Genomic DNA, 20,447 nt, shown 5'->3' with positions numbered 1-20,447 from the left:
ACGCCGGCGGCGATCGCGGTCCGCCGGTGTTCGGGTTCGGTAAAGGTCGCGCGGGCCGTCCCCTCCACGGGTGAAACGGGGTCATTCCACGCGAAGAGCGCATAACGAATCGGTACCGGTCCTCGTCATTCGAACGGCGCAAGGCGATAGTCCTGACGGACCAGCCACCACCCGCGAGCCCCCCGTGGAGCGCCCATGCGCACGACCCTGTTCGGAGCAGTCCCACTGCTGGCCGTGCTCGCCGCCGGCGTCCTCGCGACCGGCGCGTCCGCCCAGCCGAAGCAGGACCCGCCGCAGTCCGGCGACCCCCGCGCGACCGCCGTCGTCGGCAACGTCGACATCGGCCAGCCCGGCAACGCGTGCGAAGAGGTGGGCCTGCCGGGCACCGAGGCGACGATGCCGCCGGGCACGTTCACCTCGGACGGCACCTACATCGACATCACCGCGAACCCGCCGGGCGCCACGGTCACCGGCGTCGTCGTGAAGGGCGGCCCGGCCTACAACCTCTACCCGGTCGCCAACCTGGGCCCGCTGCCGTGGCCGGACCTGCACCCACCGCTGAACTCGAGCGGCCACCCGGCCGCCATCAGCCACTGGTTCGTCTGCCTGACGATCACCCCGACCACCCAGCCGGGCCGGCCGACCACCACCACGACCACCCCTGCCACCACCACTACGACCACCACCACCAACGCGACCACCACCACCAGCCCCGGCACGACGATCCCGACCACGATCCCGGTCACCACGACCACGGCCGCGGCCGTCCCGGTCCGACCGGACACCCCCTCGGCCGACACCGACCTGGCCAACACGGGCTTCGACGCCTGGTGGCTCCTCGCCGCCGCCCTGTCCCTCCTCGCCGCAGGCACGGCGGTCCTGGCCACCCCGACCCTGCGCAACCACTTCCGCCGCTGACCCCCGCGAGGTCGCGTCGATCGTTCGCGACGTCATTCCCGGCGACCACGCTTCTCGGTCGCCGGGAATCAGGGCGCGAACGATCGACTTCCCGACGACCTCGCCCGCGACGCCGGAGGCGGCGCGATCCGGCACTGTGACCTGTGCTACCTCACTTGATCCAGGGGCAGCCCAGCCGCACCACCCGGGACATCGCCGTCTACGATCCGATGAGCCGGCGGCGCCACCCGTCGGCGAAGCCAGAACCAGACAGTGCAGGAGGCACCGTGACGGCCGTAGCCCCGCAGCCGATCGCAACGCGGCCCTTCGGGACTCGCAAGGCGGTCAAGGGTTCGTTCCTGCTGCGGATGTTCCGCACCACGGACCACAAGCAGATCGGGATCATGTACCTGGTCACGTCGTTCGCCTTCTTCATGGTGGGCGGCGCGATGGCCATGCTGATGCGGACCGAGCTGGCGCGACCGGGCATGCAGTTCCTGTCCAGCGAGCAGTACAACCAGCTCTTCACCATGCACGGCACCGTGATGCTGCTGCTGTACGCGACGCCGATCGTGTTCGGGTTCGCCAACTTCATCATGCCGCTGCAGATCGGCTCGCCGGACGTGGCGTTCCCGCGCCTGAACGCGTTCTCGTACTGGCTGTACCTGTTCGGCGGCCTGATCGTGATGGCGGGCTTCATCACGCCGGGCGGCGCGGCCGACTTCGGCTGGTTCGCCTACACCCCGCTGTCGAACGCCATCCACTCGCCCGGCGCGGGCGCCGACCTGTGGATCTCGGGCCTGGTCGTCGGTGGTCTGGGCACCATCCTCGGCGCGGTCAACATGATCACCACCGTGGTGTGCCTGCGCGCGCCCGGCATGACCATGTTCCGCATGCCGATCTTCACCTGGAACATCCTGGTGACCTCGGTGCTCGTGCTGCTGGCGTTCCCGATCCTGACCGCCGCGCTGCTGGGCCTGCTGGCCGACCGGCACCTCGGGGCGCACGTGTTCGACCCGGCCAACGGCGGCGTGATCCTGTGGCAGCACCTGTTCTGGTTCTTCGGCCACCCGGAGGTCTACATCGTCGCGCTGCCGTTCTTCGGCATCGTGTCGGAGATCTTCCCGGTGTTCAGCCGCAAGCCGATCTTCGGCTACAACGGCCTGGTCTACGCGACGCTGGGCATCGCGGCGCTGTCCGTGGCGGTGTGGGCGCACCACATGTACGCCACCGGCGCGGTGCTGCTCCCGTTCTTCGCGTTCATGACGTTCCTGATCGCGGTGCCGACCGGCATCAAGTTCTTCAACTGGATCGGCACGATGTGGAAGGGGCAGCTGACGTTCGAGACCCCGATGCTGTTCAGCATCGGCTTCATCGTCACGTTCCTCTTCGGCGGCCTGTCGGGCATCCTGCTGGCCGCGCCGGCGATCGACTTCCACGTGTCGGACACGTACTTCGTCGTCGCGCACTTCCACTACGTGCTGTACGGCACGATCGTGTTCGCCACCTTCGCGGGCATCTACTTCTGGTTCCCGAAGATCACCGGCCGGATGCTGGACGAGCCGCTGGGCAAGCTCCACTTCTGGACCACGTTCCTCGGCTTCCACGCCACGTTCCTGGTGCAGCACTGGCTGGGCAACGAGGGCATGCCGCGCCGGTACGCGGACTACCTGGCCAGCGACGGCTTCACCACGCTGAACATGATCTCCACGATCGGTGCGTACATCCTGGGCGCGTCCACGCTGCCGTTCATCTGGAACATCTTCCGCAGCTACCGCTACGGCGAGACGGTGCACGTGGACGACCCGTGGGGCTTCGGCAACTCGCTGGAGTGGGCCACCTCGTGCCCGCCGCCGCGGCACAACTTCACCGAGCTGCCGCGCATCCGCTCGGCCCGCCCGGCGTTCGAGCTGCACTACCCGCACATGATCGAGCGGCTGCACGACGAGGCCCACGTGACGTTCACCGGCAAGGCGATCTCCCACGAGGACGCGAAGCCCGCGCCCTCCGAGCTGGCCGCCTCGGCTGTGCAATCCGGCACAGCGTCGGAGGACACCGAGGGCGACCACAAGTGACGCTTGTAACCTGAGCGCAGGTTCAACGGCGAGCCCCGGCGACCGGCGTCCGAGTTCCCTCGGGCGGGTCTCCGGGGCTCGCCGCTGTCTGGCATAGGAGCCATCAGTGACCAAGCCCAGCGCCACGCCCGTCCTGATCACGGTCACCGGACCGGACAAGCCGGGTGTCTCCTCCGTCCTCTTCGCGGTGCTGACCAGGCACGGGGTGGAGATCCTCGACGTCGAGCAGGTGGTGATCCGCGGCCGGTTGGTGCTCGGCGTGCTCGTCTCCGCCGCGCACGACCCGGAAGGGCTGCAGGAGGCCGTGGAGCAGGCCATGGCCACGGTGTCGATGCAGGTCGAGGTGGAGATCGGCGCCGACTCCCGGCGCACCGCGCGGCTGGAGTCGAGCCACGTGCTGATCCTGCTGGGCCGCCCGGTCACCGCGCGCGCGTTCACCGAGGTGGCGCGGCGGCTGGCGTCGCTCGGCGTGAACATCGACGCGATCCGCGGTGTGGCCGACTACCCCGTGACGGGGCTGGAGCTGCGGGTGTCGGTGGCCGACGACACGCCGGAGAGCGACGCCCAGTTGCGGTCGGCGCTGGCCGAGGTGGCGGTGCGCGGCGGGCTGGACGTGGCGGTGGAGCGGGCCGGGCTGACCCGGCGGGCCAAGCGGCTGGTGGTGTTCGACGTCGACTCCACGCTCATCCAGGGCGAGGTGATCGAGATGCTGGCCGCGCACGTCGGCGTGGAGCCCCAGGTCGCCGAGATCACCGACGCGGCGATGCGCGGTGAGCTGGACTTCACCGAGTCGCTGCGGCGGCGCGTGGCGCTGCTGGAGGGCCTGGACGAGTCGGTGCTGGACGAGGTCGCCGCGTCGCTGGAGCTGACGGCCGGCGCGCGGACGACGGTGCGGACGCTGAAGCGGCTCGGGTTCCGCTGCGGTGTGGTGTCCGGCGGGTTCACGCGGGTGATCCAGCGGCTGGTCGACGAGCTGGGGCTGGACTTCTGCGCGGCCAACGAGCTGGAGATCGTGGACGGCAAGCTGACCGGCCGCGTGGTCGGCGAAGTGGTCGACCGGGCGGGCAAGGCGGTGGCGCTGCGGCGGTTCGCCGACCAGCAGGGCGTGACGCTCGCGCAGACCGTGGCCGTGGGCGACGGCGCGAACGACATCGACATGCTCGGCGCGGCCGGGCTGGGCATCGCGTTCAACGCCAAGCCCGCGCTGCGGGAGGTCGCGGACACGGCGCTGTCGCACCCGTTCCTGGACGCGGTGCTGTTCGTGCTCGGCGTGACGCGCGCGGAGGTGGAGGCCGCGGACGCGGCGGACGGTCTGGAGCTGAACCGGCTGTGAACCCGATCCTGCGGATGCTGGTGGACCGGCACTACGCGACCGACGTCGAGGACCCGGAGCAGGTGCGGGCGATGCCCGTGGTGCTGCGGATCGAGCGGTCAGCGCCGCCGTCGCGGACCGACGTGCTGGAGGCCGCGGCGGCGGCCGCCGTCGCGGTGTGCCTGGACGACCGGGCGCTGCCCGGCGGCGAGTGGCACGACGAGCTGGTGGCGTGGGTGCGCGGGCGCATCCGCAAGGTCTCGCGGCGGGCGCGCGGCGCGCACTGGGAGGCCGTGCAGTCGTTGCCGGGGGTCACGGTGACGGTCGGCAGCGCGTCGGTGCGGGCGTTCGTGCCGGGGCGGGTGGTGGACCTGCCCAAGGAGCTGAGCCGGTTGCAGATCTCGGGCAGCGAGCTGCCGCCGGACACGCCCGGCCCGGTGCCCGCCGGCGCGTACGAGCTGTGGCTCAACCCGCGCGTCGAGATGACGGCGGGCAAGGCGGCCGCGCAGGTCGGGCACGCCTCGATGCTGCTCGCACCGCACCTGTCCGACGCCGAGCTGCAGGAGTGGGCGGCGCTGGGGTACCGGTGCGCCGTGCGGACGCCGACCGCCGAGCGGTGGGACGCCCTGGTGGCGCGGCCGGACGTCGTGCTGGTGCGGGACGCCGGGTACACGGAGGTCGCGCCCGGCACCGCCACGGTGGCCGTGAACGTTTGATTTGCCCCTTTTGCGGTAACCATGCCGGGCGTGGGCCTGCTGGACGTGGTGGACGCCAAGCTCGGCGACGGGTTGGAGAGCGTCCTGTGCGCGCACCACGCGCGCCGCTTGCGCAAGCTGGGGTGGGGCGACACCTTCGGCGACGGTACCGGTTGGTGGACCCCCCACCGCCCGGTGCGCACGGGCAACAAGGTCGACGTCCTGGTGGACGGGCACGAGGTGCTGCCGGCCATCGCCGAGGCGATCTCGTCGGCGCGCAAGTCCGTGCACCTGGCGGGGTGGTGCGTCAGCCCGGACTTCCGGTTGACCCGCGAGCCGGGTTCGCCGACGTTGCGGGAACTGCTGGCGTCGGCCGCGTCCCGGGTGCCGGTCCGCGTGCTGCTGTGGGCGGGACCGCCGGTGCCGATGTTCGAGCCCACCCGCAAGCGGGTGCTGGCGAGCCGGCGGGAGTTCACCCGGGACAGCGCCGTGCGGTGCGAGATCGACGCGCGGGAGCGGACGCTGCACTGCCACCACGAGAAGATCGTCGTGGTGGACGACGAGGTGGCGTTCGTCGGCGGCATGGACCTGACCGCCGTCGAGGGCGACCGGCACGACAAGCCGTCGCACCCGCCCCGCCAACCGCTGGGGTGGCACGACATCGGCACCCGCCTGCGCGGCCCGATCGTCGCGGACGTGGCCGAGCACTTCCGGCAGCGCTGGCAGGAGGTCGCGGGGGAGCGGCTGCCCCCGGTGACGCCGCCGGCGCCCGCCGGCACGTCGTCGACGCAGTTGGTGCGGACGATCCCGGAGCGCACCTACGACTTCATCCCGCGCGGTGAGTTCAGCCTGCTCGACTCCTACCTGCGCGCGCTGCGCTCGGCGAAGAGCCTGGTGTACCTGGAGAACCAGTTCCTGTGGTCGCCGGAGGTGACGGAGATCCTGCTCGACAAGCTCCGCAACCCGCCGACCCCGGAGTTCCGGGTGGTCCTGGTGCTGCCGCGCAAGCCGAGCAACGGTGCCGACACCACCCGCGGCCAGCTCGGCAGGCTGCTGGACGCGGACGACGGCGACCACCGCCTGGTCGCGGCCACGCTCACCTCGCACGACGGCGAGACCTCGTCGTCGGTCTACGTGCACGCCAAGCTGGCGATCGTGGACGACCGCTGGCTGAGCGTCGGGTCGGCCAACCTGAACGAGCACTCGCTGTTCAACGACACCGAGGTCAACGTGGTCACCGACGACCCGGAGGTGGCCCGCGACGCGCGTCTGCGGCTGTGGTCGGAGCACCTGCAACGACCGGTGTCCGAAGTGGACGGACCGGCGCACGAGGTAGTGGACCGCCTCTGGCGGCCGACCGTGACGTCGGACGGCGAGCACCGGCTGACCGCCCTTCCGGGCGTCTCCCGCCGGGCCGGCCGCCTCCAGGGCCCGCTGCGCGGCCTCCTGGTCGACGGCTGACCCCACCCGGGTCGCGTGTGTCGTACACCCAGAGCCCGAGAGTCCTACGTTCAGGACCCGAGAGTCCTACGTTCAGGACCCCCGAGTTCAACGCTCGGAACACGCGACCCGGGCGGACGCGGTGAGCCGACGCGGTCAGTTGTTGGCCGCGTCCAGGCGCTTGAGCGCCGCCCGCACGACCTCCGGGTCGTACGTCGTCCAGAACGGCGGCAGGGAGGCGCGCAGGAAGCCGCCGTACCGGGCCGTCGCCAGCCGCGGGTCGAGGACGGCGACCACGCCCTTGTCGTTCATCGAACGCAGCAGCCGCCCCGCGCCCTGCGCCAGCAGCAGGGCCGCGTGCGTCGCCGCCACGGTCAGGAACCCGTTCCCGCCGCGCGACTCCACGGCCTTCTGCCGCGCCGACGCCAACGGGTCGTCCGGCCGCGGGAACGGGATGCGGTCCATCACCACCAGCGACAGCGCCGGCCCCGGCACGTCCACGCCCTGCCACAGCGACAGCGTCCCGAACAGGCACGTCCGCGCGTCCTCGGCGAACCGCTTCACGAGCTGCCCCGTCGCGTCGTCTCCCTGGCACAGCACGGGGTGGTCCAGCTTGCCGCGCAACGCCTCCGCCGCCGCCTTCGCCGCGCGCATCGACGAGAACAGCCCGAGCGTCCGCCCGCCGGCCGCGTTGACCAGCCCTTCGATCTCGTCCACGTACGCCGGCGGCAGCCCGTCGCGACCGGGCGGCGGCAGGTGCCGCGCCACGTACAGGATGCCGCTGCTGCCGTGCTCGAACGGCGAGCCGACGTCCAGCCCGCTCCACCGCGGCGCGCCGGCGTCCGACGGCGGCTCCTTGTCCGTCGCCGTGCCCTCGGCCTTGCGCGCGGTCGACGCCGCCGGCAGCCCCCACTGCCGCGCCAACGTGTCGAACGTGCCGCCCAGCGTCAACGTCGCCGACGTCAGGATCGTGGTCCGCTTCCCGAACAGCCGCTCCCGCAGCAACCCGCCGACGCCCAGCGGCGCGACCCGCAGCGACGGCGGCCGGTCGCGGTCGGCGAAGTCGCCGGACACCCACACCACGTCGTGGTCCTCGTCGAACGCCGCGAGGATCCGGGCGGCGCAGTCGTGCACGTCGTCCAGCAGCGACAGCGCCAGCTTGCGGGACGTCGCACCGTCGACGTCCTCCTTGCGCTCCGGCCCCAGCGACGTGATGCACGCGTGCGCCGCGTCCTTGGTGGCGCGCAACGCGCCGGCCAGCGCCTGCGGCAGGCTGTCGAGCCGGCCGGGCGGCAGCTCCTCCAGGATCATCGCCAGGCCGTCGCTCGCCTCGGCCATCCGGTCGGCCACGCCCTGGTCGATGAGCCGCCCGCACCGCCGCGCGGCCGTGGCGACCAGCGACGCGCTCAGCTCCTCCGTCGCCACCGACGTCACCCGGTCGACCAGGTCGTGCGCCTCGTCGATCACCACCACGTCGTGGTCGGGCAGGACCTGGTAGCCCTCCAGCGCGTCCACGGCGAGCATCGCGTGGTTGGTCACCACGACGTCGGCCCTGCCTGCCTCGGCCCGCGCCTTCTCGGCGAAGCAGTCGACCCCGACGGGGCACTTGTTCACGCCCAGGCACTCCCGGGCGGTGACGGACACCTGCCGCCACGCCTGGTCGGTGACGCCGGGCACCAGCTCGTCGCGGTCACCGGTCTCCGTGTCGGAGGACCACTCGTGCAGGCGCTTGACCTCGCGGCCCATCTTGGACACCGCGAACGGGTCGAACAGGCCCGCTTCCTCCGGCTCGTCGGGCGCGCCGGTGTGCAGGCGGTGCAGGCACAGGTAGTTGCGGCGGCCCTTGAGGATGGCGAACCGGGGCTCGCGGCCCAGCTCCTTGCGCAACGCCTTGGCCAGCCGGGGCAGGTCCCGGTCCACGAGCTGGCGCTGCAGCGCGATCGTGGCGGTGGAGATCACCACCGTGGACTCCTCGGCCACCGCGTGCCGCAGCGCGGGCACGAGGTAGGCCAGCGACTTGCCCGTGCCGGTGCCCGCCTGCACGGCCAGGTGCTCGCCGGTCCGGATCGCCCGCTCCACGGCCTCGGCCATGGCGACCTGGCCCTCGCGCTCGGCTCCGCCCACCGCTGCCACGGCGACGGCGAGCAACGTCCTGGTGTCGGGGATCGCGGTGGTGGCGGGCACGGCGAAGACCGTACCCGCCCGCACCGTCACCCCGGGCCGGGACTCACTTGCGGTTGACCAACGCCCACGCGGCGGGCAGCAGGCCGGCGGCCAGGGCGACCTTGATCGCGTCACCCACGAGGAACGGCGTCACGCCGAGCTGGAGCGCCTTGCCGAACCCGACGCCGGCGGCGGCCATCAGCCACGGCACGCCGCACGCGTAGATCGCCAGGTTGCCGAGCACCATCGTGCCCGCGGTCCGCAGCGGCGTCCGGTCGCCGCCCCGGGCGGCCAGGTGGCCGACCAGCACGCCGGCGAGCACGAACCCGACGACGTAGCCGAGCGACGCGGGCGTGCCGGACGAACCGCCCTGGAACCACGGCACGCCGGCCACCCCGGCGATCAGGTAGAGCACCATCGACGCGCCACCGCGCTGCCAGCCGAGCGCCGCGCCGACGAGCAGGGCGGCGAACGTCTGGCCGGTGATCGGGACGGGGCTGCCCGGCACCGGCAGCGCCACCTGGGCGGCCAGGCCGGTGAGCCCGGCGCCCGCGACGACCAGGGCGATGTCGCGGGCGAGGGCGCCCGGGACCAGGTCGGCGAGCACCGCGCGGCGGCCCGGAACGGCGAGGACGGACACTTGGGACCTCCCAGAGGATCGACTTCACCGGGAGGTTAACCGGCGATCACTGGTTCGGTCTTTGTCGAAGCTCTACAAAGTTGGGCATCTCACGCGGGACGGATCAGCAGTCGAGCGCCACGTCACCGGTCAGCCGCTCGGTGTTGCGGCGCGTCTTGGCCCACCCGTTGCGGCCGCGGGCCAGCCTGACGACGGCGCGCCACGACGTCACGTAGAACGTGTAGATGTAGATCGCGTACAGCAGGCCGTAGCCGAGCGCCCTGGTCATGCCGATCGTCGGCGTGCAGCGCGCCTTGTAGACCGGGCCCCACAGCACGAACGGCAGCAGGCCGAACAGCCCGTACACGGTGAACAGCACCCACGCGCCCCCCGTGAACCACGCCCACACCTCGGCCGGCGCGGTCGCCGCGCGCTGCGCCAGCAGCACCAGGGGGATGGGGTAGACCAGCGTGCCCAGCAGCTGCAACCACGGCTGGGCCAGGTAGTACAGCATCTCCGCCGCACCCAGCGTGGACAGGTGCGGGGACGCCCAGATCCACCGCACGTACCGCAGGCACTGCATCGTCCCCTGCCCCCACCGCGTGCGCTGCGCCAGGAACCGCCGCAGGCTGTAGAGCCCTTCCTGCTGCACGTGCGTGTCCAGCGTGAACCCGGTCCGCCACCCCGCCGTCAGCAGGTGCACGCCCAGCTCGAAGTCCTCCAGCAGCGACCCCCGCCACGGCCGCCCGGCCGGCCCGGCGACGGAGTCCAGCGCCGAGAGCCGGGTGAACTGCCCGTTGCCGCCCATGGAGATCGTCCCGGTCACGCCCCGCGAGAGCTGGATCGCCGCGATCGCCGTCCGGAACTCCAGGTCCTGCATCCGCACCAGCAGGTCGCCCCACCACCCGCGCCACCGCGGCACGCCCGCCTGCCGCACCCCGGCGTTCAGCATCCGCACGTCCACCTGCACGGCGCCGATCGCCGGGTCGCCGAACAGGTGCCGGGCCGCGCACACCTCCAGGCAGTCGCGCGCGGGCCGGCCGTCGGCGTCCACCACGACGAGCACCGCGCGGTCGGCGTCGGCGTGCCGCCCCATCCACAGCTTCAGGACCCGGTAGGCGTCGTTGAGCGCGTCGCCCTTGCCGGTCCGCGCGTGCGGCCGGCGCCGCTGCACGAGGTGGACGTTGCGGTCGTCGAGGAAGCCCCGCACGACCGCCGCCGTGGCGTCGTCGGAGTCGTCGTCTATGACCCACACGTGCGCTCCGGGGAACGTCTGCCGCAGGTACCGGACCGTGCCGCCGACGACGGCCTCCTCGTCCCGGCACGGCACCAGGAAGTGCCACTCGAAGTCGGCCGCCCGACCGGCCGGCCGCGGCCGGTACCGCAGGTAGGGCACGACGATCAGGCACACGTACGTCACGAACGCGACGCTCATCGTCAACGCCAGCGCCTGGGTGAACCCCAGCAGCACGTCGAGGCTCACGACCGCGTCGCCAGCCACACGAACGCCACCAGCGCCGCCGCGCCGCCGAACACGCTGACCAGCGAGCCGAGCAGCGTGTGACCCCAGTGGTAGCCGGTGTCCACGCCGAGCCACCCGACCAGCCGGACGAGCACCACCACGCGCGCCTGGTTCACCAGGACCACCGCGGCACCGGCCACGGCCAGCGCGAGCAGCACCCGCCGCGCGATCCGCGGCCGCAGCGCCGTCATCACCGCGCCCACCACGAGCAGCGGCACGACCAGGAACACCGAGGTGCACTCGGGCGTCATCCGCAGGCCCAGCGGCGCGTCGGAGCCGAGGCCGAAGTACACGGTCTGCCGGGACGCCACGACCTCGACGCCGTCGGTGCCGAGCGCTCGGAGGACCAGCCCGGACAGCACGACCTCGGCCGTCCGGTAGGCCCGGTGGGCCAGGACGAGGCCGATCGCGGCCAGCGCCAAGGCGACGACAACCACCCGGTTGAGGCGTTCGGGACGGGACAGGGCAAGCGCCACTGAATGAGTCCTTTCCGTCGATCGGGGATCGCCCGATAGGGCTCTTTGCTGGTCATCGGAATCGCGTACCGCGAGCCTCACTCCCGGATCGGGTGACAACGTGAGGTGAATTCGAGCGGTTTACCCACTTTCGGTGGCCCTGGCTGAGCGGTTCGAGTGGCCGTCTTACTTCTTTACGGTCAGCAACCCTTAATGCGACCGGAGGAACGCCGATAGGGGCAATTGCTCATGTTGATGTTCGAGAAAGGAACTCCATGCGTCTGCCCATGACGCGGCGCGCCGCGGTGACCGGGCTGGTCGCCGCCGCGGCGCTGGTCCTCGGGGCCGCACCGGCCTCGGCGGCGCCCGGGGACGCCTCGGCCCTCGGCGCGCGGCTCACCGCCTCGCCGCTCGGCCGGGACGCGGTCACCGCCGGCCCGTTCGCCGCCGCCTCCGCCGACGGACCCACCGCCGCCACGTTCGCGGGCGCGGACCTGCCCGGGGTCCTGCGCACCGGCGTGATCACCACCTCCGCCTCGCGCGACGACCGGACCGGCGGCGTCGGCTCGTGGGCGAGCACCGCCGACGTCCGGCTCGACCTGCTCGCCACCGCGACCGGCGGCCTGTCCGCCGAACTGGTCGAGGCCGAGTGCGCCGGCACCCAGAAGGGCGTCGTCGGCAAGGCCACGCTCACCGGCCTGCACCTCGGCCGGCTGGGCGAGGTCGGCGCCGAACCCGCGCCGAACACCGCGCTGGACGTCGACCTCCTCGGCGTGCCCGTCGCCCGGGTCGTGCTCAACGAGCAGGTCCGCGACGGCGACGGCAGCCTCACCGTCAACGCCCTGCACGTCACCCTGCTCGGCGGTCCCCTCGGCTCGGGCGACCTGGTGCTGTCGCAGGCCACCTGCGGTCCGGCAAGCCTGCCCATCCCCATGGCGTCCGGCGCGGGCCTGTGGGCGGGCCTCGGCCTGCTCGCCCTGTTCGGCGTGCCCGTCGCCGCCGCGGCCCTGCGCCGCCGGCACGGGCTCACGGAGGTCTGACGTGTACCGGGTCCCCGGCGGTGGTGTCGCGGTCGGCACGGGAATCGGCTCGTTGGCGGCGACCGGCGCCGGAGTCGCCTGGTGGGTGGTGGCCGGCGCGGCGCTCCTGGTGGCCGGCCTGGTCCTGCTCCGGGCGGCTCGCGGGCGACGAGCCGCGTCCGACGAGTAGCGCCGCACCCCGTCCCGAAGTCGCAGGAAGGAGCAACGTGAAGGAAGTCGTGCTGCTCGCGGGCACCAGGCCCGAAGCGGTGAAGATCGCGCCGGTGGCGCTGGCGCTGGGCGACCACCCGGTGCTCCGGTCGGTGATCATCCACGGCGGACAGCACCACGGCGTGGTGGAGCAGGCGCTGCGGTCGTTCGGCCTGCTCCCGGACGTCCTCCTGGACGTGCCGCGCGCCACCGGCGGCCAGGCCGAGCTGCTGGCCGGGCTGGTCGGCGCGGTCGACCGGCAGCTGGCCCGGCGCGACCCGGCCGTCGTCCTCGTGCAGGGCGACACGACCACCGCGCTGGCCGGCGCGCTGGCCGCGTTCTGGCGCGGCATCCCGGTCGCCCACCTGGAGGCGGGGCTGCGCACCGGCGACCTCGCCGGGCCGTTCCCCGAGGAGGGCACCCGGCAGATGATCGCCCGGGTCGCCGCCCTGCACCTCGCGCCGACCGACGACGCGGCCGCCGCGCTCGTCCGCGAGGGCGTGGCCGACCACCGGATCGTGGTCACCGGCAACACCGTGGTCGACGCCGTGCGGCACGTCGCCGCCGCCGACCCGCCCGCCCGCGACCCGGCCCTGGCCAGGCTGGAACGCGTGCTCGACGCGCGTTCCGAACGCCTGGTGCTGGTCACCGCGCACCGCCGCGAGTCGTGGGGCGAGCCGCTGACGCGCGTGCTGCACGCCGTGCGGGCCGTCGCCGACCGGCACCCCGACGTGCGGGTGCTGCTGCCCGTGCACCCGAACCCGCGGGTGCGGGCCGCGGCACGGCACGTGCTCGGCGGGCACGACCGGATCGTGGTGACCGAACCGCTGGACTACTCCGACCTGGTGCGGGCGCTGCGCCGGTCCGCGCTGGTGCTCACCGACTCCGGCGGCCTCCAGGAGGAGGCGCCCACGTTCGGCGTGCCGGTGCTGGTGCTGCGGGACACGACCGAGCGGGTGGCCGCGGTGGCCGCGGGCTGCGCCTGGCTCGTCGGCACCGACCCGATCCGGATCGTCGCCGAGGCGGGCTGGGTGCTGGGCTCGCGGCTGCGGCTGCCGCCGGGCCGCAACCCGTTCGGCGACGGGCGCGCGGCGGCCCGGGTGCGCGGCGCGCTGGAGCGGCTGGTCGGCCTGCCGAACGACTTCGCCGCCGCGCCGCTGCCGGTGCGCATCCCGTGCTGACCGGGCACTTCACCCGACCCGGTATCGGTCTTTCCCCTTGTGGGTGATGTGCGGGGCGAGATCATCGGGTCCTGCCCGCCGGCGCTCGATAGACCTGACGTCCGTGAAGAGCAGGAGGGCGACACGATGAAGCAGTTCGGAGCGCGCCGGGTCGGCGCCGTGACCGCGGCGCTGGCACTCGGCCTCGTCGCCGCCGCGCACCCCGCGTCGGCGGCCAACCCGGCGGGGGTGGCGTCGGTCGGCTCCGCCGAGTTCACCAAGGCGGGCACGCGGGTCAGCGTCCCGCCGCTCGCGCCGTGCGCGGTCAACGGCACGACGTCCAACTCGTCCGAGGCGGTCAGCCGCGCGGGCGTCCGGTTCGGCGCGGGCACGTCGTCGTGCACCACGGAGGTCGTGGACCCGGCGGACAGCAGGACCAAGACCACCTCCGAGGCGGTCGGCTCGGACTTCGAGCTGTCGGCGCTGGTGTCGGCGGGCGGGCCGCGGCTGCGGGTGAGCCGCTGGAAGGTCACCTGCACCGGTGGCGAGGCGGGCACCAGCGCGGGCTGGGGCGCGGACGGCCTGCAGGGCTTCCCCGGCCTGCCCGACCAGATCCCGGCGAACTACGTGCACCAGGTCAAGGACGGTGACGGCGCGGTGCTGGCCACGGCGACGTTCGGCGAGACGGTGCTGCCCGAGCCGAACGACGGCAGCATCGCGATGACCCTGCTGCATGTGCGCTTCAGCCCGGCGTCGAACGTCACCGGCGACGTGGTCCTGGGCGCGACCGCCTGCTCGCCGACCCCGTGACGCGCCCCGGGCGCCCCGCCGTGCCGCGGGGCGCCCGGACCGCGGGTCAGCCGACGCGCGGCGTGCCCGTCAGCGCCACGCCCGCCTCGCCGAGCCGCGCCAACGCGCCGTCCACCGTCTCCCGGGCCACGCCGGCGGTCAGGTCCAGCAGCACGGTCGTCGCGAACCCGGCGCCCGCCGCGTCCAGCGCCGTCGCCCGCACGCAGTGGTCCGTGGCGATGCCCACCACGTCCACCTCCGTCACGCCGCGGGCCCGCAGCCAGTCCACCAGCCGCTCGTCACCGCCGGACGTGCCCTCGAACCCGGAGTAGGCCGCCGCGTAGGCGCCCTTGGAGAACACCGCCTCCACCGCCGTGACGTCCAGCTCGGGGTGGAACGACGCGCCCGCCGTGCCCGCGACGCAGTGCACCGGCCACGAGTCCACGAAGTCCGGCGTCTCGCTGAAGTGCGCGCCCGGGTCCACGTGGTAGTCACGGGTCGCCACGACGTGGTCGTAGGACGACGACGCCACGTGCGCGGAGATCGCCGCCGCCACCGCCGCGCCGCCGGCCACGGCCAGGGAACCGCCCTCGCAGAAGTCGTTCTGCACGTCCACCACGATCAGTGCCTTGCTCATCCGGAAAGCCCCCTACAGGAACGTCGTCGGGATCGCGGGCTCGCCGCGGGACAGCTTCAGACCCTCCCACGGCACGGTCACGAGCGCGGCGCGCAGCCGCTCCCGGCTCTCGGCCAGGGTGTCCACGCCGTCGACCCGCGCGCCGTCGCGGACCAGCGGCACCGCGAGCGACCGGTCGTGCGGGCCGCGCTCCGGCTCCGCGCCGTGCGGGAACACGACCTCCTCCAGCGCCGTGCCCGTGTCCTTGTGCCGCCGCAGCGCGTCCTTGCGGCCACCGCGCGACTCCTTGTGCGAGCTGCGCTTGGCCACCGGCCGCCCGTCCACCTCGACCAGCTTGTAGACCATGCCCGCGGTCGGCGCGCCCGAGCCCGTGACCAGGGACGTGCCGACGCCGTACGCGTCGACCGGCTCCGCGCGGAGCATGGCGATCGAGTACTCGTCCAGGTCGCCGGACACCACGATCCGGGTGTTGCGCGCGCCCAGCGAGTCGAGCTGGTCGCGCGCCTGCCGGGCCAGCACGCCCAGGTCGCCGGAGTCGATCCGCACCGCGCCCAGCGACGGCCCCGCGACCTCGACGGCGGTCTTGATGCCGTTGGTGATGTCGTAGGTGTCCACCAGCAGCGTCGTGCCCACGCCCAGCGCCTCGACCTGCGCCCGGAACGCCTCGTCCTCGGTGTCGTGCAGCAGGGTGAACGCGTGGGCGCACGTCCCGGCGGTCGGGATGCCGTGCCGCCGCGCGGCCTCCAGGTTCGACGTGGCCGTGAACCCGGCCAGGTACGCGGCCCGCGCCGCGGCCACCGCCGCCTCCTCGTGCGTGCGGCGCGACCCCATCTCGATCATCTGCCGGCCGTTGGCCGCGCTGACCATCCGGGCCGCCGCCGAGGCGATCGCACTGTCGTGGTTCAGGATGGACAGGGCCAGGGTCTCCAGGACCACGCCCACGCCGAACGGCGCGCGCACGGACAGGATCGGCGACCCCGGGAAGTACAGCTCGCCCTCCGGGTAGCCGTCCACGTCACCGGTGAAGGAGTAGTCGGCCAGCCACGACAGCGTGGCCTCGTCGACCACGTCGGTGCGCCGCAGCAGCTCCAGGTCACGCTCGGTGAACCTGAAGTCGGCGATCGCGTCCAGCAGCCTGCCGGTGCCCGCGACCACCCCGTACCGCCTGCCCTCGGGCAACCGCCGGGCGAAGACCTCGAACACGCACGGCCGGTCCGCGGTGCCGTCGCGCAGGGCGGCGGCGAGCATCGTCAACTCGTAGTGGTCGGTGAACAGGGACGTCGACATGCCCCGAAGCGTAAGCCTCGCCGGACCGGGCCCTGCGGGCTCCACCGCGCACCGGAACATGACACCATTGGCGGTATGACCACGCCCGTCGAGCATGAGCGGACGCAGGTTGACCCGGCCGGCGAGGAGGTCCGCGCGGAGGACCGCCCCTGGCAGACCCTGGTCTGGAACGACCCGGTGAACCTGATGTCCTACGTGACGTACGTGTTCCAGAAGCTGTTCGGCTACAGCCGTGACCACGCGACGAAGCTGATGCTGGACGTGCACCACAAGGGCAGGGCGATCGTGTCGTCGGGTACCAAGGACAAGGTGGAGGCCGACGTGGCCAAGCTGCACGCGGCCGGGCTGTGGGCGACCATGCAGCGTTCGTCGTGAAGAAGTGGACGCGCACCGGCGACCAGGTGCTCGGGCGGTTCGACCGGCAGGAAGCGGCCGTGGTGCGCGGGCTGGTCAGCCAGATCCAGGACATGCTGCTGGCCCGCGCCGAGGAGGCGCCGCAGGACGAGCTGGCGGAGCTGACCGGCATCCGCACCGGCTCGTCGACGCCGCCGGACGACCCGATCCTGGGGCGGTTGCTGCCCGACTTCCACCGGCTCGACCCGGACGCGCCGGACCCGGCCGAGGTCGACTCGGCCAACGCGCTGCGGTCGCTGCACGAGCCGGAGCTGCTGGACCTCAAGACCGGGGTGGCGGCCGTGGTGCTCCAGACGTGCCCGCCCGACGGCGGTGAGGTGCGGCTGGCGCTGGAGCAGGCCGAGGCGTGGCTGTCGGCGTTGAACGACGTGCGGCTGGCGCTGGGCACGGCGCTGGACGTGCAGGAGGACATGCCCGACGAGTTGCCGCCGGACGACCCGCGGTCGCCGCACCTGGGCGTGTACCACTGGTTGACGTGGGTGCAGGAGACGCTGGTCGAAGCGGTCATGAGCTGATGCTGCTCGGGCGCGGGCCGGGGGTGGCCGTGCTGCTGGCGCCCGGCGGCGCGGTCGCCGGGGTGGACGTGCGGGGCGCGCCGGTCGGCACGCGCGAGCTGGACCTGCTCGACCCGTCCACGCTGGTGCGGCGGGTGCAGGCCGTGGTGCTGGGCGGGCCGGCGGCGGTGGACGGGGTCGTGCGGTGGCTGGCGGAGCGGGGGCACGGCTTCCCGGTGGGGCCGCGGCCGTTCGAGGTGGTGCCGATCGTGCCCGCGGCGGAGGCGCTGGGCCTGCCGCCGGGTGACGGTTACGCGGCGTGCGAGTCGGCCGTCCCGCTGGACGTGCCGGCCGTCGTCCTGGTGGGCGAGACGGCCGCCGCCCTCGTCGTGGTGGACGCGGACCTGGACCCGGCGGAGTGCCGGCGGGTCGCCATGACCGCCCACGACGGCCTGGTCCGGCGGGGCGTCACCACCCCGGCCACCGTCTTCGCCGTCGCCACCGGCAACCCCACCGCCACCCCGCTGCCCGACCTGTGCGCCACCGCCACCACCGCCCTGACCACCGCCTGACCGCGTGCCCCACCCCTCCAACCCCGTGTGTCGAACCTCCAGGTCCCGTGTGTCGAACGCTCGGGTCCACCGTGTCGAACGCTCAGGACCGGGACGCGCCACGGCCGGAGCGACTCGAACGACGAACTCGGGGGTCCTGAGCGTTCGGCACACGAGACCTGAGCGTTCGACACACGGGGCGTGGACGTAGGACTCTCGCGAGAGTCCTACGTTCGGGGCGTGAGAGTCCTACGTCCGGCACGGGTGAGTTCAACGCTCGGGGGCGAGGGGTACTCCCCGGCCATGGCGGCTGTGCAGAGGGCGTTCGAGTGGGTGAGGACCAGTCCGGCGGTCGACCGGGCGGCCGGGGCGTTGGCCGAGGTGGTGCCGGCGGTGCTGCGCCGGCGCGAGGTGACGGACCTGCTGCGCGCACGCGCGTTCGGCCGGCCCGTGCACCCGGCGGTCGTGGCACTGCCCATCGGGCTGTACGCGGCGTCGGCCGCGCTGGACCTCATGCCCGGCAGCGGCAAGGCGGCCCGGGCCGTGATCGGCGCGGGGCTGGCCGTCGCACCGGCGGCGCTGGCCACCGAACTGGCCGAGTACGGCACGCTGGCCGAACGGGAGCGGCGCGCCGCGTTCGTGCAGTTCGCCGCCAACACCGCCGCGAACGTGTGCTACCTCACGTCGTTCCGCCTGCGCGGGCACGGCTTCGGCCTCCTGGCCAGGGCCGTCTCCACCCTCGGGCTCGCGGCCCTCGGCGCGGGCGGCCTGCTCGGCCTCCGTCCGGCCGACATCGAGACCGGCATCAAAGCCGCGAGGGCCGTCCGCGAACCGGTGTAGTGCGACTTCTCACCGAGCGGGACACCTTCCCCCACCACGTAGGATGGTGGCGTGCTGGTGATCCGCCGTGACCTCGTGGACGCGATGGTGGCCCACGCCCGTCGTGACCACCCGGACGAGGCGTGCGGGGTCATCGCGGGCCCGGAGGGCTCCGACCGCCCGGAGCGGTTCATCGCGATGGACAACGCCGAGCGCTCGCCGACGTTCTACCGCTTCGACTCGATGGAGCAGCTGCGCGTCCACCGCGAGATGAGCGCGAACGACGAGGAGACCATCGTCGTCTACCACTCGCACACGGCGACCGAGGCGTACCCGTCCCGCACGGACGTCTCGTACGCGAGCGAGCCGCAGGCCCACTACGTGCTCATCTCCACCCGCGACCCGGAGCAGCACGAGCTGCGCTCCTACCGCATCGTGGACGGCGTGGTGACCGAAGAGCCGGTCGAGGTCGTCGAGTCGTACATGTTCGCCCACACCGGCACCGACGACACGCCCGACTGTCCCTGAGCCTCCAGGTGCGCCCGCGCACCGGTCGTGGCACCACCTTCACCAAACCCGCTCCTCGGAGGTACCAGCATGGCCGTCACCGTCTCCATCCCCACGATCCTGCGCACCCACACCGGTGGGCAGAAGTCCGTCGAGGCCGCCGGCACGACGCTCGCGGAGGTCATCGACGACCTGGAGACCAACCACGGTGGCCTGAAGCAGCGCCTGGTCAAGGAGGGCGCGCTCCACCGGTTCGTCAACGTCTACGTCAACGACGAGGACGTGCGGTTCGCCGGCGGCCTGGAGGCCGCGGTCAAGGACGGCGACACCGTGACGATCCTCCCGGCCGTCGCGGGCGGCTGACCGACCCCGGAGGACTCATCGTGGCCCGGTACGAGTCACTGCTCGACGCGGTCGGCGGCACGCCCCTGGTGGGCCTGCCCCGGCTGTCGCCGTCGAAGGACGTGCGGCTGTGGGCGAAGCTCGAGGACCGCAACCCGACCGGCTCGATCAAGGACCGCCCGGTCCTGATGATGATCGAGGAGGCGGAGCGGAGCGGCGCGCTCACCCCTGGCTGCACGATCCTCGAGCCGACGTCGGGCAACACCGGCATCGCCCTGGCCATGGCCGCCAAGCTCAAGGGCTACGGCCTGGTGTGCGTGATGCCGGAGAACACCTCCACCGAGCGCAAGCAGCTGCTGCAGGCGTACGGCGCGCGGATCGTGTTCTCGCCGGCGGCGGGCGGCTCGAACCAGGCCGTGGCGACGGCGAAGGAGCTGGCCGCGCAGCACCCGGACTGGGTGATGCTCTACCAGTACGGCAACCCGGCCAACCCCGGCGCGCACTACCACGGCACCGGGCCGGAGCTGCTCAAGGACCTGCCGACGATCACGCACTTCGTCGCGGGCCTGGGCACGACGGGCACGCTGGTCGGCGTGGGCCGGTTCCTGCGCGAGCACAAGCCGGACGTGCAGGTCATCGCGGCCGAGCCGCGCTACGGCGAGCTGGTGTACGGCCTGCGCAACCTCGACGAGGGCTTCGTGCCGGAGCTGTACGACGCCGAGGTGCTGACCGGCCGCTACTCCGTGGGCTCGTACGACGCGCTGCGCCGCACCCGGCAGCTGCTGGAGGTGGAGGGCATCTTCGCGGGCATCTCCACCGGCGCGATCCTGCACGCGGCGCTGGCCGCGGCGGAGAAGGCGGCGGCGCGCGGCGAGTCGGCGGACGTGGCGTTCGTGGTGGCGGACGCGGGGTGGAAGTACCTGTCCACCGGCGCGTACGCGGGCACGTTGGACGAGGCCGCCGAACGCCTCGACGGCCACCTCTGGGCGTGAGCCGGGGCGCGGTGCCCCCGCGACCCACCCGGGTCGCGGGGGCACCGG

The 20,447-nt window shown here is 73.2% G+C and carries 22 protein-coding genes; 16 read left to right on the top strand and 6 right to left on the bottom strand.

Annotated elements, in window-relative coordinates:
* Positions 1-195 precede the first annotated feature (195 nt).
* The 5 genes from ACIGNX_RS05835 (at position 196) to ACIGNX_RS05815 (ending at position 6,440) form a co-directional block, all read left to right on the top strand.
* Entirely contained in the window at positions 196-918 is a 723-nt protein-coding gene (locus tag ACIGNX_RS05835; protein WP_396536726.1) for a hypothetical protein, read from the top strand.
* 266 nt (positions 919-1,184) lie between these two features.
* The gene (gene ctaD, locus ACIGNX_RS05830; protein WP_396536725.1) at positions 1,185-2,972 is read left to right on the top strand and encodes a cytochrome c oxidase subunit I; all 1,788 of its coding nucleotides are present in this window, start codon (positions 1,185-1,187) and stop codon (positions 2,970-2,972) included.
* 106 nt (positions 2,973-3,078) lie between these two features.
* Entirely contained in the window at positions 3,079-4,305 is a 1,227-nt protein-coding gene (gene serB / locus ACIGNX_RS05825; RefSeq protein ID WP_396536723.1) for a phosphoserine phosphatase SerB, read from the top strand.
* A gap of 14 nt (positions 4,306-4,319) precedes the next feature.
* The gene (locus ACIGNX_RS05820; RefSeq protein WP_396537000.1) at positions 4,320-5,000 is read left to right on the top strand and encodes a peptidyl-tRNA hydrolase; all 681 of its coding nucleotides are present in this window, start codon (positions 4,320-4,322) and stop codon (positions 4,998-5,000) included.
* A gap of 30 nt (positions 5,001-5,030) precedes the next feature.
* Positions 5,031-6,440, top strand: a complete 1,410-nt coding sequence (locus ACIGNX_RS05815) for a phosphatidylserine/phosphatidylglycerophosphate/cardiolipin synthase family protein (protein ID WP_396536721.1) — start codon at positions 5,031-5,033, stop codon at positions 6,438-6,440.
* A gap of 135 nt (positions 6,441-6,575) precedes the next feature.
* Here ACIGNX_RS05815 and ACIGNX_RS05810 read toward each other — a convergent pair whose 3' ends face one another.
* The 4 genes from ACIGNX_RS05810 to xrtP all read right to left on the bottom strand — a co-directional run bounded on the left by ACIGNX_RS05810 (position 6,576) and on the right by xrtP (position 11,199).
* Positions 6,576-8,510 carry an ATP-dependent DNA helicase gene (locus ACIGNX_RS05810; protein WP_396536998.1) on the bottom strand — a complete coding sequence of 645 codons (1,935 nt, stop codon included), beginning with the start codon at positions 8,508-8,510 and terminating at the stop codon, positions 6,576-6,578.
* A 136-nt stretch (positions 8,511-8,646) separates the two neighbouring features.
* On the bottom strand, positions 8,647-9,222 hold the full coding sequence (locus ACIGNX_RS05805) for a biotin transporter BioY (RefSeq protein ID WP_396536719.1): 576 nt from the start codon (positions 9,220-9,222) through the stop codon (positions 8,647-8,649).
* 103 nt (positions 9,223-9,325) lie between these two features.
* Positions 9,326-10,636 (bottom strand): glycosyltransferase family 2 protein, encoded by a 1,311-nt coding sequence (locus ACIGNX_RS05800; RefSeq protein WP_396536996.1) that lies wholly within the window; start codon positions 10,634-10,636, stop codon positions 9,326-9,328.
* 44 nt (positions 10,637-10,680) lie between these two features.
* Positions 10,681-11,199: an exosortase P gene (xrtP, locus tag ACIGNX_RS05795; protein ID WP_396536717.1), complete on the bottom strand. Its 519-nt coding sequence runs from the start codon at positions 11,197-11,199 to the stop codon at positions 10,681-10,683.
* A gap of 254 nt (positions 11,200-11,453) precedes the next feature.
* Here xrtP and ACIGNX_RS05790 point away from each other — a divergent pair, with 254 nt between their 5' ends.
* From ACIGNX_RS05790 to ACIGNX_RS05775, 4 genes are all read left to right on the top strand, one after another.
* Entirely contained in the window at positions 11,454-12,218 is a 765-nt protein-coding gene (locus tag ACIGNX_RS05790) for a choice-of-anchor P family protein (RefSeq protein WP_396536715.1), read from the top strand.
* Between the two features lies 1 nt (position 12,219).
* Complete coding sequence (locus ACIGNX_RS05785) at positions 12,220-12,387, top strand: LPXTG cell wall anchor domain-containing protein (RefSeq protein ID WP_396536713.1); 168 nt, start codon at positions 12,220-12,222, stop codon at positions 12,385-12,387.
* A 37-nt stretch (positions 12,388-12,424) separates the two neighbouring features.
* The gene (wecB, locus tag ACIGNX_RS05780) at positions 12,425-13,588 is read left to right on the top strand and encodes a non-hydrolyzing UDP-N-acetylglucosamine 2-epimerase (protein WP_396536711.1); all 1,164 of its coding nucleotides are present in this window, start codon (positions 12,425-12,427) and stop codon (positions 13,586-13,588) included.
* Between the two features lie 126 nt (positions 13,589-13,714).
* The gene (locus ACIGNX_RS05775; protein ID WP_396536709.1) at positions 13,715-14,377 is read left to right on the top strand and encodes a hypothetical protein; all 663 of its coding nucleotides are present in this window, start codon (positions 13,715-13,717) and stop codon (positions 14,375-14,377) included.
* A gap of 46 nt (positions 14,378-14,423) precedes the next feature.
* Here ACIGNX_RS05775 and ACIGNX_RS05770 read toward each other — a convergent pair whose 3' ends face one another.
* Positions 14,424-14,993, bottom strand: coding sequence for an isochorismatase family protein (locus ACIGNX_RS05770; RefSeq protein WP_396536707.1), 570 nt, complete (start codon positions 14,991-14,993; stop codon positions 14,424-14,426).
* Positions 14,994-15,005: 12 nt separating this feature from the next.
* Complete coding sequence (locus ACIGNX_RS05765) at positions 15,006-16,280, bottom strand: nicotinate phosphoribosyltransferase (protein WP_396536705.1); 1,275 nt, start codon at positions 16,278-16,280, stop codon at positions 15,006-15,008.
* Positions 16,281-16,355: 75 nt separating this feature from the next.
* On the opposite strand from ACIGNX_RS05765, the gene clpS reads away from it, so the two are divergent.
* From clpS to ACIGNX_RS05730, 7 genes are all read left to right on the top strand, one after another.
* Positions 16,356-16,655, top strand: coding sequence for an ATP-dependent Clp protease adapter ClpS (clpS, locus tag ACIGNX_RS05760; RefSeq protein ID WP_141978832.1), 300 nt, complete (start codon positions 16,356-16,358; stop codon positions 16,653-16,655).
* Positions 16,652-17,209 (top strand): DUF2017 domain-containing protein, encoded by a 558-nt coding sequence (locus tag ACIGNX_RS05755; RefSeq protein ID WP_396536703.1) that lies wholly within the window; start codon positions 16,652-16,654, stop codon positions 17,207-17,209. The genes clpS and ACIGNX_RS05755 overlap by 4 nt, the downstream gene beginning before the upstream one ends.
* A complete protein-coding gene (locus tag ACIGNX_RS05750; RefSeq protein WP_396536701.1) occupies positions 17,209-17,760 on the top strand; it encodes a peptidase S58, DmpA in 552 nt (183 codons plus the stop codon). Before ACIGNX_RS05755 ends, ACIGNX_RS05750 begins: the two co-directional genes overlap by 1 nt.
* Before the next feature lie 282 nt (positions 17,761-18,042).
* A complete protein-coding gene (locus ACIGNX_RS05745; protein ID WP_396536699.1) occupies positions 18,043-18,579 on the top strand; it encodes a DUF2231 domain-containing protein in 537 nt (178 codons plus the stop codon).
* A 51-nt stretch (positions 18,580-18,630) separates the two neighbouring features.
* A complete protein-coding gene (locus ACIGNX_RS05740) occupies positions 18,631-19,086 on the top strand; it encodes a Mov34/MPN/PAD-1 family protein (protein WP_396536697.1) in 456 nt (151 codons plus the stop codon).
* Positions 19,087-19,155: 69 nt separating this feature from the next.
* Positions 19,156-19,428 (top strand): MoaD/ThiS family protein, encoded by a 273-nt coding sequence (locus ACIGNX_RS05735; protein ID WP_396536695.1) that lies wholly within the window; start codon positions 19,156-19,158, stop codon positions 19,426-19,428.
* 20 nt (positions 19,429-19,448) lie between these two features.
* Positions 19,449-20,399 (top strand): PLP-dependent cysteine synthase family protein, encoded by a 951-nt coding sequence (locus ACIGNX_RS05730; protein ID WP_396536693.1) that lies wholly within the window; start codon positions 19,449-19,451, stop codon positions 20,397-20,399.
* The last annotated feature ends 48 nt before the right edge of the window (positions 20,400-20,447 follow it).

Source organism: Actinosynnema sp. NPDC053489 (assembly GCF_044544865.1).
In the GTDB taxonomy this organism is placed as follows: Bacteria; Actinomycetota; Actinomycetes; order Mycobacteriales; family Pseudonocardiaceae; genus Actinosynnema.
Note: the sequence above shows the minus strand (reverse complement) of the source record. Positions and strands in the feature narration are given on the sequence as shown.

Bases quoted from the DNA above. Each gene is read 5' to 3' on its own strand.
- ACIGNX_RS05835 (WP_396536726.1), top strand. From the start codon at position 196: ATGCGCACGACCCTGTTCGGAGCAGTCCCACTGCTGGCCGTGCTCGCC.
- ACIGNX_RS05820 (WP_396537000.1), top strand. From the start codon at position 4,320: ATGCTGGTGGACCGGCACTACGCGACCGACGTCGAGGACCCGGAGCAG.
- ACIGNX_RS05810 (WP_396536998.1), bottom strand. From the start codon at position 8,510: ATGGCCGAGGCCGTGGAGCGGGCGATCCGGACCGGCGAGCACCTGGCC.
- ACIGNX_RS05800 (WP_396536996.1), bottom strand. From the start codon at position 10,636: ATGAGCGTCGCGTTCGTGACGTACGTGTGCCTGATCGTCGTGCCCTAC.
- ACIGNX_RS05790 (WP_396536715.1), top strand. From the start codon at position 11,454: ATGCGTCTGCCCATGACGCGGCGCGCCGCGGTGACCGGGCTGGTCGCC.
- ACIGNX_RS05775 (WP_396536709.1), top strand. From the start codon at position 13,715: ATGAAGCAGTTCGGAGCGCGCCGGGTCGGCGCCGTGACCGCGGCGCTG.
- ACIGNX_RS05770 (WP_396536707.1), bottom strand. From the start codon at position 14,993: ATGAGCAAGGCACTGATCGTGGTGGACGTGCAGAACGACTTCTGCGAG.
- ACIGNX_RS05765 (WP_396536705.1), bottom strand. From the start codon at position 16,280: ATGTCGACGTCCCTGTTCACCGACCACTACGAGTTGACGATGCTCGCC.
- clpS (WP_141978832.1), top strand. From the start codon at position 16,356: ATGACCACGCCCGTCGAGCATGAGCGGACGCAGGTTGACCCGGCCGGC.
- ACIGNX_RS05750 (WP_396536701.1), top strand. From the start codon at position 17,209: ATGCTGCTCGGGCGCGGGCCGGGGGTGGCCGTGCTGCTGGCGCCCGGC.
- ACIGNX_RS05745 (WP_396536699.1), top strand. From the start codon at position 18,043: ATGGCGGCTGTGCAGAGGGCGTTCGAGTGGGTGAGGACCAGTCCGGCG.
- ACIGNX_RS05735 (WP_396536695.1), top strand. From the start codon at position 19,156: ATGGCCGTCACCGTCTCCATCCCCACGATCCTGCGCACCCACACCGGT.